The following is a 14,208-nucleotide window of genomic DNA, read 5'->3' as shown; positions in this document are numbered from 1 at the left end:
CCTGACAGGAGTGCGCAGAATCGCTGTATCTAATTTTTTTCATAACAAACGGATGCGTTATGCGATTTGGTTCTTACTCCGTGCTGCCGGGCTTCGGCCCGACCCTCGGCTTCAGCCTGCTCTACCTAGGCGTACTGGTGCTGCTGCCGCTCTCGGCGCTGGTGCTGTTCGCGGTGAACAATCTGACCCTGGCCGAGTTCTGGCAGGTGATAGGTTCGCCGCGGGTGCTCGCCTCCTTTCGTCTGAGCTTCGGGGCCGCCCTGGTGGCGGCGCTGCTCAACGCCCTGTTCGGCCTGATCCTGGCCTGGGTGCTGGTGCGCTACACCTTCCCCTGCCGCCGACTGGTGGATGCCCTGATCGACCTGCCGTTCGCCATGCCCACCGCCGTCTCCGGCATCGCCCTGTGCGCCATCTTCGCCCCCAACGGCTGGATCGGGCAGTGGGTCGCCCCGTTTGGCATCGAGCTCGCCTACAACCCCATCGGTGTGGTGATCGCGCTCACCTTCATCGGGTTGCCGTTCGTGGTGCGCACCCTGCAGCCGGTGCTGCGGGAAGCCGAGACCGAGCAGGAGGAGGCTGCCGCCAGCCTGGGCGCCGATCGCTGGCAGACCTTCATCCGGGTGCTGTGGCCGACCCTGGTGCCGGCCCTGCTGACCGGCTTTGCCCTGGCCTTCGCACAGGCGGTGGGGGAGTACGGCTCCGTCATCTTCATCGCCGGCAACCTGCCCATGGTGTCGGAGATCGCGCCGCTGATGATCATGAGCCACCTGGAGGAGTACGACTACGCAGGCGCCTCCGCCATCGCCGTGGTCATGCTGCTGATCTCTTTCATTTTGTTACTGCTTATCAACAAGTTGCAGGCCTGGAGCTGGGCCCGTATCGGAGGGAGCCGGATATGAACGCATCCAACGCAAGCCTGGCGCTGGCCACGGGCGAGGCGGTGCCGACCACCTCGGTGCGCCAGCCCCCCGTCATCCGCGAGCCGGTTTGGGTCAAGTGGCTGCTGATCACGGTCGGCCTCGGCTGGTTTGCCGCCCTGCTGCTGCTGCCGCTGGCCACCGTCTTTATCCAGGCCTTGTCCCCCGGATTGAGCTTCTTCTGGCACGCCATCAGCGAGCCGGACGCCCTCAGCGCCCTCGGCCTCACCGCCCTGGTGACCCTCTGTTCGGTACCCCTCAACCTGCTGTTCGGGGTCGCCGCCGCCTGGGCCATCGCCCGCTTCCGCTTCCCGGGCCGGCAGTTGCTCATCACCCTCATCGATCTGCCGTTCTCCGTGTCGCCGGTGATCGCGGGGCTGATGTTCGTGCTGATGTTCGGCAGCCGCGGCTGGTTTGGTGACTGGCTGAGCGAGCACGACATCAAGGTGATCTTCGCCACCCCCGGCATCATCCTGGCCACCACCTTCATCACGGTGCCCTTCGTGGTGCGCGAGCTGCTGCCCCAGATGGAGGCGCGCGGCCCGGAAGAGGAGGAGGCGGCCATCATGCTGGGGGCGAGCGGCCTGCAGATGTTCTGGCGGGTCACCCTGCCCGGCATCCGCTGGAGCCTGATGTACGGCCTGCTGCTCTGTACCGCCCGGGCGGTGGGGGAGTTCGGCGCCGTGTCGGTGGTCTCCGGCCACATTCGCGGCCAGACCAACACCCTGCCGCTGCACATCGAGATCCTCTACAACGAGTACCAGACCGGCGCCGCCTTCGCGGTAGCCAGCTTGTTGGCCCTGTTCGGGATCTTCACCCTGCTGGCCCGGCTGCGTGCCCAGCCCGTTCACTCTCACTGATCACCGAATTCAAGAGGCTGCCATGAGCATTCAGGTACAAGGACTCAACAAGCATTTCAATCAGTATGCGGCGCTGGCCGACATCAACCTCGACTTTCACGACGGTGAGCTGGTGGCGCTGCTCGGCCCCTCCGGCTGCGGCAAGACCACTTTGCTGCGGATAATCGCCGGGCTGGAGCAGGCCGACTCTGGTCACGTCATCATCCGCGGCGAGGATGCCTCGGATCTGCACGTGCGCGAGCGCAACGTCGGCTTCGTGTTCCAGCACTACGCCCTGTTTCGCCACATGACGGTGTTCGAAAACGTGGCGTTTGGCCTGCGGGTCAAGCCGCGCCGCGAGCGACCGGCCGAGGCGGCGATCCGCGCCCGGGTCAAGGAGCTGCTGGATCTGGTGCAGCTCAGCCACGTGGCTGCGCGAGCTGCACGACGAGCTGCACGTTACCAGCCTGTTCGTCACCCACGATCAGGAGGAGGCGCTGGAGGTGGCGGATCGGGTGGTGCTGATGAACGCCGGCAAGGTCGAGCAGATCGGTACCCCGGCCGAGGTCTACGACCAGCCTGCCAGCTCCTTCGTGCACAGCTTCCTCGGCAGCGTGAACCTGTTTCGCGGCCGGGTGGCCGGGCAGGGGCTCGGCATCGGCGAGCAGCTGCTGGGCGGGCCCATCAGCTCCCAGCTGGCGGAAGGCAGCGCGGCCGTCGCCTATGTGCGTCCCCACGAGCTGGAGATAGTGCCGGCGGATGCGCCGGGCGGCATCAGCGCCACCATCACCCGATTGCTGCCCATGGGGCCGCGCATCCGGGTGGAACTGCGTGGCAATGGGGATACAAACGGTGCACACTTCGAGGCCGAGCTGAGCAAGGAGGCGGCCCGCGCCTTCCACCCGGGCCAGGGGGTGCGGCTGGTGGCCAGACAGGCCCAGCTCTACCCGGATTACCAGATTTAAGTGGCAGGCCCCTGGGGGGCCGCGCAGGCAAGCAGCGTGACCAGGGTGGAGTCTGCCCGCCTGGGATGCAACAAGGTCAGTATGGCGGCCAGAGTTCAGGCTCGGGTAGCCAGACAAGATAACAACAAGGCGGCGGGGAGGGCCCCGACCGGCCGGTCAGCGCAGGAGGCGATGACGTGAATTTTCAGCAGTTGCGAATCATTCGGGAGGCGGCACGGCGGGATTACAACCTGACCGAGGTGGCCAATGCCCTGTTTACCTCCCAGTCCGGGGTCAGTCGCCATATCCGCGAGCTGGAAGAGGAGTTGGGGATCGAGTTGTTCATCCGCTACGGCAAGCGGCTGCTCGGCATGACAGAGCCGGGCAAGGAGCTGCTGGTGATCGCCGAGCGCATCCTCGGGGATGCCGAGAACATCCGCAAGCTGGCCAGCACCTTCGCCAACCGCGACTCGGGCCGGCTGCTGGTGGCGACCACCCACACCCAGGCCCGCTACGCCCTGCCGCGGGTGGTGAAGGCGTTTCGCGAGCAGTTCCCGCTGGTGCAGCTGGAGCTGCGTCAGGGCGGTCCGGAGGAGATAGTGCGGCTGGTGCAGACCGGCGAGGTGGACATCGGCATCAGCAGCGAGCAGCTCGACAAGAGCGAAGGGGTGGTGGCGTTTCCCTACTACCGTTGGCACCACAACATAGTGGTGCCGGAGCAGCATCCGCTCAGTGCCGAGCAGGAGCTGACCCTGGCGGCGCTGGCCCAGTGGCCCATCATCACCTATCAGGCCGGGCTGACCGGGCGGGCGCGGGTGGACGAGGCGTTTGCCGAGGCCGGCATAGCCCCGCAGATCCTGCTGACCGCGCAGGACTCCGACGTGATCAAGACCTATGTCGAGCTGGAGATGGGGGTGGGCATACTGGCGGACATGGCGTTCGACACCCAGCGCGACAAGGGGCTGGTGCAGCTGGACGGCAGCCGGCTGTTTGCGCCCCACACCGCCTGGATCGGCCTCAAGCAGGGACAGTTCCAGCACAACTTCGCCTGGCAGTTCATCCAGCTCTGCAACCCCGAGCTGGCGCTGGCGGACATTCAGGCCCGCGCCATGGGCGGCGAGCCCGCCATCGATTTCCAGATCTGAGCTGTCACACCAGAGAACACCAGAGAAAACGGGGAGCCTGTGGCTCCCCGTTTTGTTGATGGCGTCATGCTGCGCCTGCGGATCAGTTCACCAGGATCCAGGCGTCCTGCCAATTGCTACCGACCCCGGGTTCATACTGGGTGGCGCTGGCCGACCACTGGCTGCACCAGCCGCGATAGGGGAAGGGCTTGCACTGGTAGACCTTGCCGTTCTTGGGCTGCAGCACCTTGGTACCGTCGGTGTAGGACTTGAGCCCGTCCGGGAAGGTGAACTGGTAGTCACCACCGGCGGCCGGATCCTTGAGCATCAGGTCCAGGGTCTGCTGCACCGCCTCGCCACCGGCCTTGGGTTTGCCCTCGATCACCAGCTGGTGGTGACCGGCGCTGAGCCCGGTGAGCGGCATGGTGAAGCTGTGGCTGCTGTCCTTGATGTCGGCGCTGGTCTGTCCCTTGGCGGCCCCACCGTGATCATACAGGGTGTTGGTCACGGTCAGATCGCCCTCGGCGGCTACGGTAAAGTTGAGGGTCAGTTTGCCCTCGTCGAGCAGGTACTCGCTCTCCAGGCCGCTCACGCTGACGCCGTTGCTCACCGGTGGCTGCTGTTGCTCGAGCTGGATCTCGACCCGCTCCAGCGCGCTGCCGGCCTTGAAGTAGACCGGGTTCTGGCCGTAGACGGGGTTGAACTGGCCTTCGCCGCTCTGCTGGCCGGCGCGGATCTGGCTCTGCTCTGCATTGATCTTGCTCGCCAGGGCGTGGGCCCAGTTGTTCTTCTGGCCCTGCTCCGGGCTGGCGATGGTCAGCTCGGTCTGCAGATCGGGGCGCACGCCGTTGGCATCGAACACCAGGGTTCTGGCCTTGTCGCCGACCGCCAGCTCGGTGGAGGGGTAGATGGTGCCGCCTTGGCTCCATTCCAGCGGTGGCTGGGTGCCGCCCTTGAAGTTGGCATCGATCACGTTATAGAAGCTGTTGCTGGTGTCACCCACTTCCCACACCCCCAGGATCACCTGATAGCCGGTGCGCTCGGGCAGGTTGCACTGGTGGGTGACCTGCTTGGGCGGCTGGGTCATGTTGCCGTCCACCACGCAGAAGGGAGTGAGTTCGAAGGCGGCGCGAGTCAGCGGCTGGTTCGGGTTCCAGTCCTGCTTGGTGAGGTAGTAGCGCCAGTTGCGGGTGACGTGGTTGGCGGTGAAGGTCCAGCTGATGGCGAAGGGGCCGGCCTGTACCTCGCGGCGGGTCCAGCGGTCGCTGGTCTGGGCGTTCAGCTCGCCCCAGCTGGCGCTGCCGGCCGAGGCGATCTGGCCATCGGGTGGACCGGCCTGCGGGAAGCCGGAGGGGCCTTCCACGCTCTGGGGTTCCCATTGCACCGCGCCGCACTGGCTGTTGCCGCCGGTCTTGCACAGATAGTTGCGCGATTCCGGCTGGCTGATGTAACCGTGGGCGAGCACGCTGCCACTGACCAGCAGGGCCAGCGTCGCAGCGACGTGATTGAGTTGGATTTTTGCTGCCATACATTCCTCTGTTCGACAGATGTGGGCAGTCAAGTTGGCAGGGGCGTTCCCCGAAACACTGTGTGGCAACCCCGCTATCCTGGACGACATGTCTTTAGACCGGAGGCTTTGCGTCCTGGCCTTTCAACCAGTTTGCCAAATGACTACATAAAGGGTTGTGGTGTCGCGTTTGGCGACAACTCATCATGGCTATTTTTGATTAAATAATTAAGTGTAATTCTTTACAGCTTGACCTCATCGGAGTAGAGCAAACACTTAACATTCTGTTTTTTAATGGCTATTAACTCGGCACCATGGGATCAAGTTCGTCGAACAGGTCGACAAGATGCAAATATTTGGCATTTTTTCGCAATGAAAAACGCCCCCGCCAGCCGATCTGGCGGGGGCGTGCGCTGCGACAAGCCAGGACGGATCAGTAGCGGAGGCGCGGGCGATCCTCCTGCCGCGGCGGTTGCGGCATCCGCGGCTGGGCCGCCGGCTGGTGGCTGGCCGAGCCCAGTTTGAACAGGGCCAGCCGCTCGTCCAGGCTGCGGGAGAGTCCGGCCAGCAGCTCGCTCTCCTGGGCCAGCTGGGAGGCGGACTGGGACATCTCCAGCGCCGAGTCGTTGATGCCGCTGACGTTGCGGTTCATGTCCTCCGCCACCATGCTCTGCTGTTCCGCCGCGGTGGCGATCTGGGTCGCCATGTCGCTGACGTGCTGGATGTGGTTGACGATGAGGGAGAGATCCTGGCCCGCCTTCTCGGACTGGCCGACGCTGCTCTCCGCCAGCTTGCGGCTGGCGTCCATGGCGTCGGCCGCACTCACCGCCCGCTGCTGCAGCTGGGCTATGGTGCTCTGGATCTCCTCGGTGGACTGGCGGGTGCGGCTCGCCAGCTGGCGAACCTCGTCGGCCACCACGGCAAAGCCGCGGCCCTGCTCGCCGGCGCGGGCCGCCTCGATGGCGGCGTTGAGGGCCAGCAGGTTGGTCTGCTCCGAGATGGCGCTGATGACCGCCGTCACCTCGCTTATCTGCATCACCCCCTCCTTGAGCTGGTTGACCTGCAAGGTGGCCTGCTCCACCTCGCTGGCCAGCGCCTGGATGCCGTGCACGCTGGCGTGCACGTCCCGGTTGCCGAGCCCGGCCTCGCTGGTGGCGTCCTGGGTATCGCGGGCGGTGTTCTCGGCGTGGCCGGCCACGTCGGCGATGGTGGCGCTCATCTCGTTCATGGCGGTGGCGAGCTGGGCCAGCTGATCCCGCTGGCTGTTGACCGCCTGGTTGGTCTGCTCGGCGGAGGCGGCGATGCGCAGGGCGGCATCCGCCACGTTGCCGGCCCCCTGGCTTGCCTCCAGCAGGGCGTGCCGGATGGCGCTGAGTCCCTGGTTGGTGCAGCTGGCGACGGCCCCCAGCTCATCCTTGCCGTGCACCGGGATGCTCACCACCAGATCGCCGGCGGCCACCTGCTGCATGGCCCGGTTGATCTCGGCCAGCGGGTTGACGATGGAGCGGCTGATGGCAAAGCCCAGCAGCCCCATCAGCAGGGTCACCAGCAGGGTGGCGCCCCCCATCAGCTGGTACTGGGACCAGATGGTGGCCTGGATGTCCTGCAGCAGCACGCCGGAGCCGAGGATCCAGCCCCAGGGCTAATAGCCGGCCACCAGCGACAGTTTCTGGGCCGATTCGCCAGAAGGGGAGACCCACTGGTACTCCAGCCGACCCTGCTGACCCCCTCTGCCGAGATCCACCATCCGCTGCCAGTGCGCGCCGGCGGTGGCGGATCCGCTCTCGCCCATCTGCTGGCCGACCAGCTCGGGCCGGACGGGGTGCACCAGCATCCGGCGGTTCTCGTCCAGCACGAACAGGTAGTTGTCACCGTCAAAGCGCATGCTGTTGAGCATGGCCCTGGCCTCGGCCTGCGCCTGCGGGGCGGGCAGGGTGGCGGCCAGCGCCTGGATCCGACTCATGGCCAGATCCAGCACGGCCTGCAGCCTGGCTTCCCGTTCACTCATCAGATTGCGCTGCAGGGCACTGGCGGAGATGAGCAGCAGTGCGATGAAGCCGACCAGCGCCAGTGAGAGCAACAGCATCAATTTGCGGCTCACGGCAATATCACCGAGCTTGAACATAGTCTCTTCCTTAACTTTCCCATGCGGGTCTGGTGGTGACCAGTCTGTCGGCTGGCCCTGATTATTTTTCATTTAACATTTAATTAACTTTCAAAGGCTTGGCGCGACAGCACGCCAATTGAGAAGTTTGACACCAGTATAGCCAGCAGACAGAAACCCTCGCTTTTGGTAGCGTGTTCGCGCGCATCCCGGCGCACCATTTGCGGATTATTTGCAGAAAATGTGAATGAGTCGGCATTTCACCAAAAAAGAGTGGGCACCCCGTGCTGCCCCATAACAAGAGGGAATTTATGAGTTCCATTGCCAGGAATTATCTCAACCAGCTCAACGCCGACTACCTGCAGGTGCACAGGCGCAAGGAGGATCTGTTCTGGTCCACCTACATGGGTACCAGCGACGATCAGGCCGGCTTCACCGCCGCCGAGCAGGCTTACAAGGCATTCTGCGCCGATCCGGCGCGCCTGCCGGTGCTGCGGGAGATGCATGCCATGGCCGAGGAGACCGAGCTCAAGCGCGGTCTGGCAGGCTGGATCGCCTTCTTCGAATGCAACGTCATCGAGGCGCCGGCCGCCGCCGCCCTGATGGACGAGCTGGTGGCCGCCGAGGCGGCGCTGTTCGCCCGCCGTCGGGAGCTGAAGCTGACCTTGCTGGACGAGCAGGGCCGCGAGGTGGCAGGCAGTCTGCCCGCCGCCAGCACGGCATTGGCCGCCAGTAGCAACGAGGCGGTGCGCCAGAGCGCGCTCGCCATGTTCCACACCCTGGAAAACTGGGTGGTCGACAACGGCTATCTGGCCATAGTCGCGCTGCGCAACCGCTTCGCCCGGGCCATGGGTTATCGCGACTACTTCGACTACAAGGTGCACAAGAACGAGCAGATGAGCCCGGCGCAGCTGTTCGCCATCCTCGACGACTTCATCGCCGGCACCGAGCAGCGGCTGCACCAGAGCCTGGCCGAGCTGAAAGCGGCCAAGGGGGAGGCGGCTCTGCTGCCCCACAACCTGCGTTACAGCGTGAGCGGCGACGTGACCCGCCAGCTCGACCCTTACGTGCCCTTCTCCCGCGCCCTGCAGGATTGGGTCGAGAGCTTCCGTCGGCTCGGCATCCAGTACCGCGGCGCCAGCCTCACTCTGGATCTGCTGACCCGGGAGGGGAAATACGAGAACGGCTTCTGCCACGGCCCGGTACCGAGCTTCTGGCAAGAGGGGGAGTGGGTGCCGGCGGTGGTCAACTTCACCAGCCTGGCCGACCCGGCCCAGGTGGGCAGCGGCTGGAGCGGGCTCAACACCCTGTTCCACGAGGGGGGCCATGCGGCGCACTTTGCCAACGTCACCGGCAACGCCCCCTGCTTCTCCCAGGAGTTCCCGCCTACCTCCATGGCCTATGCCGAGACCCAGTCGATGTTCTGCGACAGCCTGCTGGATGACGCGGACTGGCTCAAGCGCTATGCCAGAGATGCGGCGGGGGAGCCGATCCCGGATGCGCTGATCAAGGCGATGATCGAGGCACGCCAGCCGTTTCGCGCCTTCAACGAGCGCCAGATCGCGCTGGTGGCCTACTTCGAGCGGGATCTCTACGCCATGGACGAGGCCGAACGCACCCCGGCTGCCGTGCTGGCGCTGGCCCGCCGCTGGGAGCGCCAGATCCTGGGGGTGGAGAGCCCGCGCCCGCTGCTGGCCATCCCGCACCTGCTCAACCAGGAGTCGGCCTGTGCCTACCACGGTTACCTGCTGGCGCTGATGGCGGTGGAGCAGACCCGCGCCTATTTCCTGAAGCGCGATGGTTACCTTACCGACAACCCGCGCATCGGGCCGGATCTGGCCGCCCACTACTGGGGGCCGGGCAACGGCATGACCCATGACGAAACCCTGCGTAGCCTCACCGGCAAGGGCTTCAGCGCCGGCCCGCTGGCCGCGGTGTGCAACCAGAGCGTGGCCGAGGCGTGGCAGCAGGCCGAAGCCTGCATGGCGGCGGCCCGTCAGCGTCCGCCGGCCGGCGAGGGGGCACCGCTCGATGCCCGCATTCGGGTAGTTCACGGCGACCAGCTTATCGCCGACAATAGCGACTCAGAGGAAGCCATGTTGGCCGGCTTCGAACGCTGGATCCGCCACCATTATCAGGAGGCGACCACCAGTCACTGAGGCGCAAGCCGGTGAACACGCGTTATGTCAGACCCCTGCCGCGGCAGGGGTCTGTTTTTCATGGGAAGGAGGCGAGGGTGGGAACAAGAGCGCGGTGGAGGTGGCTGCTGGCCACGCTGCTGCTGACGGGGTCGCTGGCGCAGCCGGCCCGGGCACTGCAGGCGCTGACCGAGCAGATGCCCCCTTACAACTACCAGCTGGCCGGCCAGCCGGTGAGCGGTTTCTCGGTGGATCTGCTGCACGCCCTGCTGGCGCGCAGCGGCCTGGCGGTGCGCGGTGACATCCAGCTGCTGCCCTGGGCGCGGGCCTATCAGAATGCCCGCTATCGGGCGGGCAGCATCCTCTTCTCGGTGGCGCGCACCCCGGAGCGGGAGCACCAGTTCCAGTGGGTGGGGCCGGTCGGGCCGCGCACCATCAGGGTGTGGCGGCTGAGCTCGCGCACCGACATCCAGCCCCGCAGCCTGAAGGAGGCGAGCGACTACCGGATCGCCGTGGTACGCAACTCGGCCTCGGCCCAGCAGCTGATCCGCCAGGGGCTGGCACCGGTCAGCGTCAACAGCGAGGAGGACAAGTTTCGCATGCTGCTGCGCGGCCGGGTGGAGCTGGTGACGGCGCTGGATCTGGGGGCGGCCTTTCACATGCACCAGCTGGGGCACGGCTTCGAGGCGCTCACCCCGCTGTTCGTCTATGACGACAGCGAGCAGTACTACTTTGCCCTCAACCTGGCGACGGAGCCGGCCAAGGTGCAGGCCCTGCAGCAGGCCCTCGACCAGATGCGCCAGGATGGCTCGCTGGAGACCCTGCGCCGGCGCTGGCTCAACCTCCATGCGCAGCCCACCGTCTCGCCCGGCGGGGCTGCCCCCTTCTGATCCCCCGTCACCCCGCCGGGCCTAGCCCTGGATCTTCAGCACGCTGACCGGTTTGCCCTTGAGCGCCACCAGCAGCTGCCGGCCCGCCAGCTTGTGGCCGTCGATCATGATGGAGTTGTGGCTGAAGTTGGCCACCAGCCGGCTGCCGTCGGAGAAGCGGGTCTCCTGCACCCGGCCCACCCCGTCACGCCAGCGAAAGCCCACCAGCGCCTTGTCCCACAGCGCCTCGTGCAGCGGGGCGAACTGCTCGCTCAGCCGCGTCAGCTCCGGCAGGCGACTGGCCAGCGTGCTGCGGCTCAGGTTGACCAGCGGCGGGGTGTTGTAGAGCAGGCCGAGCAGGGCGCGCTCCTCCTTGATGCCGGGGAATTTCAGGTTGTCCAGCAGCCAGTGGTGGCTGTTGAGCACGGAGTCGTGGAACACCGCCTGATAGAGGGGCAGCCGATCCGCCGGATTGAACACCGTCTTCAGGTAGCGTGGCTTGAGCCGGGCGGGCTGGAAGAAGACCTGCGGCGCCTCGTCCGGCCACCACTTGCCGAGGTAGTAGGGGGACTTGGCCTGCTTGCGCATGGCTGCATCCTCCCAGCCAAAGCCCCAGCTCTGGATGCCGTGGGCAAACAGCAGCGGCTTGCTGGTGAGGGCGTTGCCATCCTCCGAGCCCAGCACCAGGCCGAGGTGCTCCCCCACCCAGCTCATGCGGGCGTTGCGGTCGGCGACCATGGCCTGGCTGCCCTGCTGGTGGGCCGGGTTGTAGTCGTTGGAGGCCATGGCGGTGCCGTCCACGTCGAGGAACAGGCTGTTGATGCCGCTGGCCTTGGCCAGCTCGCTCATTCGCCCCTTGGCAAAGGGCAGGGTGCAACCGGGGTTGAGATAGACCCCCTCGCCGCCAAAGCCCGGCTTGGGCTTGCCATTGGCCTCGACGATGGCGCAGCGCTTGCCGATCGCCGGCGGCAGCTGGGCGGTGAGCCAGCTGTCGTTGGTGCCGGGCGCGATGGCGGTATCGTAGGAGTCATAGCTGCCTACCAGATAGCCCTGGCGCTGGGCGGCGGTGAGGGCATAGCCCTGCTGCAGGGCCGCCGTCCACTGCGGGGTGCCGAGCCACAGCTTGTGCAGCCTCGCCTGCTGCAGCGCTTCTACCACCGGCAGCGACAACCCCTGGCCCCAGCGCTCCTGCGCCACCAGCTGTGTGCCGAACTGGCTCTTGACCCACTGCTGGCGCAGGGCCAGCACCTTGCTCTGGGCCTGCGGCCCCTGCTGGGCAGGTAGCGGCAGCAGGCTGGCAATCAGCCGGTTGAGGCCGGTCATGATCAGGCTCTGTTGCCAGACCTCGGGATGGGCGGCGGCCAGCGCCTCCCGTTCCTCGGCGTTGAAGGTCTGCAGCCACTCCGGCTTTTGTTGCAATCTGGCCTGCAGAGCGGGCCAATCGGTCACGTCCTGCCGATCGAGCAGAGCATCCCCCCACAGGTAGACATGGCTGGCGCCGATCAGTCGCCGCCCGGCCGGGACGCGGGCAATCTTGTCGGCCAGGGATTGCCAGGCCCCCTCGCTCTGCAGCCACGCCCGGTAGCGGCGCGCCCCTGCCAGCCAGTCATCCCCCACGCTCAGCCGCACCACCATGGGCGCCTGAGCGTTGAAGCTGCTGAACTCGTGGCTGGCGCTCAGCTGCAGCCGGCCCCCCTGGCGGCTGAACTTGAGCCGGTTGTCGTAGGGGCTCTGCAGGATCCAGCTGTAGGTCTGCTTGCCCGCATCCTGGCTCCAGAGCGGCAGCTTGAGGTCGTAGTGGGTGTTGAGCTCTGCCAGCTCGTCGCCGACATAGCCGAGCCAGTCGCTGTCGCGCACCGAGAAGCGGCTGCCCTCGCCGATGGCGAGGGAGAGGTGGGTCTGGTTTCTCGGCAGGCTGTACCAGGTCAGCTGACGGGGACTGTCGCTGGCAAGCGTCAGCAGCAGGTCGTTGCCATCCAGCCTGACCTCCACCCTGGCCTCCTGGGCGGGCCAGCGCCAGCTGGCCTGCTGGTCATCCTGTTGCAGTTGATCGACCTGGCGGGCGGGCTGGCCCGCGCTGACCGGGATCCGGTTCACCGCAATGGCCAGGGTATCGGGATCGATGCTGTAACTTTGAGTCCCGCCCTGCAGGGTCAGGGGGGCGGCGGCCAGCGGCGCCGCCAGCCATGAAATTGCCAGCCAGCCCAGTGCTGGCGCCGTTATCCGCAAACCGTTCATGCAACATCCTTGACCTGATCAATGCCATCAGGGTACGCCGCAGTCAGCCTCCCGGTACAGCCAAATCTGTTTAACCCATATGGGGTGAAGGGAGTCATGCCGGTCGCTTTCACGGACGTTTTATCGCAGCAAAAAAGCATCATTCGAACCCTTCCTCAGCCCCCGCCAGCGCTGGCTTTGTCGACTCAAATGGATGTGTGCAAACACCAGCGTCGATTTTTCAGACGCCCCATATAGGGGGGTGCCAGCCTTGTTGCCAGTTTCTAGCATGCCCCCTCAATTTGAATGCAATTCATTGTTTTATAAGGATTGTTTTTGACTGGAGTATCAGTATGAAGAGAGCGAAATGGGGGCTTGGGCTGGCGTTGTGCACCCTCTTGGCCGGGGTGATCGGCTGGTGGCTGTGGTCGCAGCCGGTGGCGCCCGGCGCAATGACGGCCGGGGATGAGGCGCGTGCGGCAGAGTCGGCCCCGCTGGCGGAGCTGACGCCGCTCGCCGCCACGCCGGTACCCGCGCTCAAACCGGCGCCGGTCACGCCCCCCGCCAAGCCGGATCGGCTGCGGGAAGATGGCAGCCAGCAGCTGGAGACCCCCTGGCAGGCGGCCGAGGTGGATGCGGACTTTCCGCTGGCGGAGCCCGGCGATGCGGTCGAGCAACCCCAGCCGATCGCCCTGCAGGGCAGCGATCTGGAGCGGGGCGGGGAGCGCAACTGGCAAGGGGAGATTCGAGTCGACGGTGACAGCTATCCGGTCAATTTCACCGTCGGCAAGCAAGCGACTTTCGGGTTCATCGGCACGCCGCAAGGCAGTTACTCCGTCGAGACCCTGGGAGGCAAGGGCTGGGTTTACAAGAACCCGCCGCTGGATCTGGGTCATGGCGGCGATGACGCCCTGATCCCGACTCACCAATAACAACAGAAAAGGAAGATCACATGCAGAAAACTACCTTGGGGATCATGATTGCGGGATTGCTCGGGGCGACTCCCGTGCTGGCGGAAACCATCGACCTGATGGTGCTGCACAGCCCTGGGCTGGCGGCCCGCTATCAGGGGGATGCGCAGACCCGGATCCAGCACATGATCAACGTCACCAACCAGATCTATGCCGCCAGCGGCCTGGATCTGACGGTGCGGAGCGTGCACGACCAGCAGGTCAATTACCCGGATGGAGGCACCGACGAATCCGCGCTCAACGCGGTGACCTACCAGCAGGATCCGGCTTTCAAGCAGGTACCGACCCTGCGCACCCGTTATGGCGCCGACATGGTGGTGCTGATGCGCCCCCAGACCGGTGATCACGGCAGCTGCGGGCTGGCCTGGGTTGGTGGTTCCGCGACCTATAGCGATGGCCGCAAGGCGTATGCCGACGGGGATGTCTCCCAGGATGCCGGCAGCATGTTCAGCCATGTCACGGCCACCGGCTGTGGCGACGTGGTGCTGGCACACGAGCTGGGTCACAACATGGGGCTCAACCACTCCCGCCTGCAAGATGGCACGGGGGGCACTTACCACTACCTGATTACCCATGAC

General features: G+C 65.7%; 9 protein-coding genes, 2 pseudogenes and 1 riboswitch. Of the genes and pseudogenes, 8 read left to right on the top strand and 3 right to left on the bottom strand.

The genetic code is table 11. The features are described 5' to 3' along the window. Positions 1 to 59: 59 nt before the first annotated feature. The 4 genes and pseudogenes from cysT (at position 60) to cbl (ending at position 3,845) form a co-directional block, all read left to right on the top strand. Positions 60 to 899: a sulfate ABC transporter permease subunit CysT gene (gene cysT, locus CAK78_RS01755; RefSeq protein ID WP_176452635.1), complete on the top strand. Its 840-nt coding sequence runs from the start codon at positions 60 to 62 to the stop codon at positions 897 to 899. After that, positions 896 to 1,777 (top strand): sulfate ABC transporter permease subunit CysW, encoded by an 882-nt coding sequence (gene cysW, locus CAK78_RS01750; RefSeq protein ID WP_094696153.1) that lies wholly within the window; start codon positions 896 to 898, stop codon positions 1,775 to 1,777. The genes cysT and cysW overlap by 4 nt, the downstream gene beginning before the upstream one ends. 22 nt (positions 1,778 to 1,799) lie before the next feature. Continuing rightward, positions 1,800 to 2,721: pseudogene (locus tag CAK78_RS01745) on the top strand (sulfate/molybdate ABC transporter ATP-binding protein). Positions 2,722 to 2,897: 176 nt separating this feature from the next. After that, the gene (cbl, locus tag CAK78_RS01740; RefSeq protein WP_005308577.1) at positions 2,898 to 3,845 is read left to right on the top strand and encodes an HTH-type transcriptional regulator Cbl; all 948 of its coding nucleotides are present in this window, start codon (positions 2,898 to 2,900) and stop codon (positions 3,843 to 3,845) included. Positions 3,846 to 3,927: 82 nt separating this feature from the next. Here cbl and gbpA read toward each other — a convergent pair whose 3' ends face one another. Both gbpA and CAK78_RS01730 read right to left on the bottom strand, forming a co-directional pair. Beyond that, positions 3,928 to 5,352 carry an N-acetylglucosamine-binding protein GbpA gene (gbpA, locus tag CAK78_RS01735; RefSeq protein WP_094696152.1) on the bottom strand — a complete coding sequence of 475 codons (1,425 nt, stop codon included), beginning with the start codon at positions 5,350 to 5,352 and terminating at the stop codon, positions 3,928 to 3,930. A 61-nt stretch (positions 5,353 to 5,413) separates the two neighbouring features. Then, positions 5,414 to 5,499, bottom strand: a riboswitch (cyclic di-GMP riboswitch). Between the two features lie 265 nt (positions 5,500 to 5,764). Beyond that, positions 5,765 to 7,456 (bottom strand): annotated as a pseudogene (locus CAK78_RS01730) (methyl-accepting chemotaxis protein). Between the two features lie 290 nt (positions 7,457 to 7,746). Between CAK78_RS01730 and CAK78_RS01725 the strand changes: the two are divergent. Together CAK78_RS01725 and CAK78_RS01720 are read left to right on the top strand one after the other, a co-directional pair. Continuing rightward, positions 7,747 to 9,594: a M3 family metallopeptidase gene (locus CAK78_RS01725; RefSeq protein WP_094696151.1), complete on the top strand. Its 1,848-nt coding sequence runs from the start codon at positions 7,747 to 7,749 to the stop codon at positions 9,592 to 9,594. Positions 9,595 to 9,671: 77 nt separating this feature from the next. Continuing rightward, a complete protein-coding gene (locus CAK78_RS01720) occupies positions 9,672 to 10,463 on the top strand; it encodes a substrate-binding periplasmic protein (protein WP_094696150.1) in 792 nt (263 codons plus the stop codon). 21 nt (positions 10,464 to 10,484) lie between these two features. Here CAK78_RS01720 and CAK78_RS01715 read toward each other — a convergent pair whose 3' ends face one another. Continuing rightward, a complete protein-coding gene (locus CAK78_RS01715; protein WP_094696149.1) occupies positions 10,485 to 12,680 on the bottom strand; it encodes a glycoside hydrolase in 2,196 nt (731 codons plus the stop codon). 332 nt (positions 12,681 to 13,012) lie between these two features. On the opposite strand from CAK78_RS01715, the gene CAK78_RS01705 reads away from it, so the two are divergent. After that, positions 13,013 to 13,591 (top strand): hypothetical protein, encoded by a 579-nt coding sequence (locus tag CAK78_RS01705; protein ID WP_176452634.1) that lies wholly within the window; start codon positions 13,013 to 13,015, stop codon positions 13,589 to 13,591. Positions 13,592 to 13,611: 20 nt separating this feature from the next. Next, the coding region (locus CAK78_RS01700; RefSeq protein ID WP_217900804.1) for a M12 family metallo-peptidase at positions 13,612 to 14,208 on the top strand (597 nt) is incomplete at its 3' end.

This window comes from Aeromonas sp. A35_P, from assembly GCF_002259925.1.
Lineage (GTDB): Bacteria > Pseudomonadota > Gammaproteobacteria > Enterobacterales > Aeromonadaceae > Aeromonas > Aeromonas dhakensis.
Note: the sequence above shows the minus strand (reverse complement) of the source record. Positions and strands in the feature narration are given on the sequence as shown.

Coding starts and splice junctions, on each gene's coding strand:
- cysT (WP_176452635.1), top strand. CDS start 60: ATGCGATTTGGTTCTTACTCCGTGCTGCCGGGCTTCGGCCCGACCCTC.
- cysW (WP_094696153.1), top strand. CDS start 896: ATGAACGCATCCAACGCAAGCCTGGCGCTGGCCACGGGCGAGGCGGTG.
- gbpA (WP_094696152.1), bottom strand. CDS start 5,352: ATGGCAGCAAAAATCCAACTCAATCACGTCGCTGCGACGCTGGCCCTG.
- CAK78_RS01725 (WP_094696151.1), top strand. CDS start 7,747: ATGAGTTCCATTGCCAGGAATTATCTCAACCAGCTCAACGCCGACTAC.
- CAK78_RS01715 (WP_094696149.1), bottom strand. CDS start 12,680: ATGAACGGTTTGCGGATAACGGCGCCAGCACTGGGCTGGCTGGCAATT.
- CAK78_RS01705 (WP_176452634.1), top strand. CDS start 13,013: ATGAAGAGAGCGAAATGGGGGCTTGGGCTGGCGTTGTGCACCCTCTTG.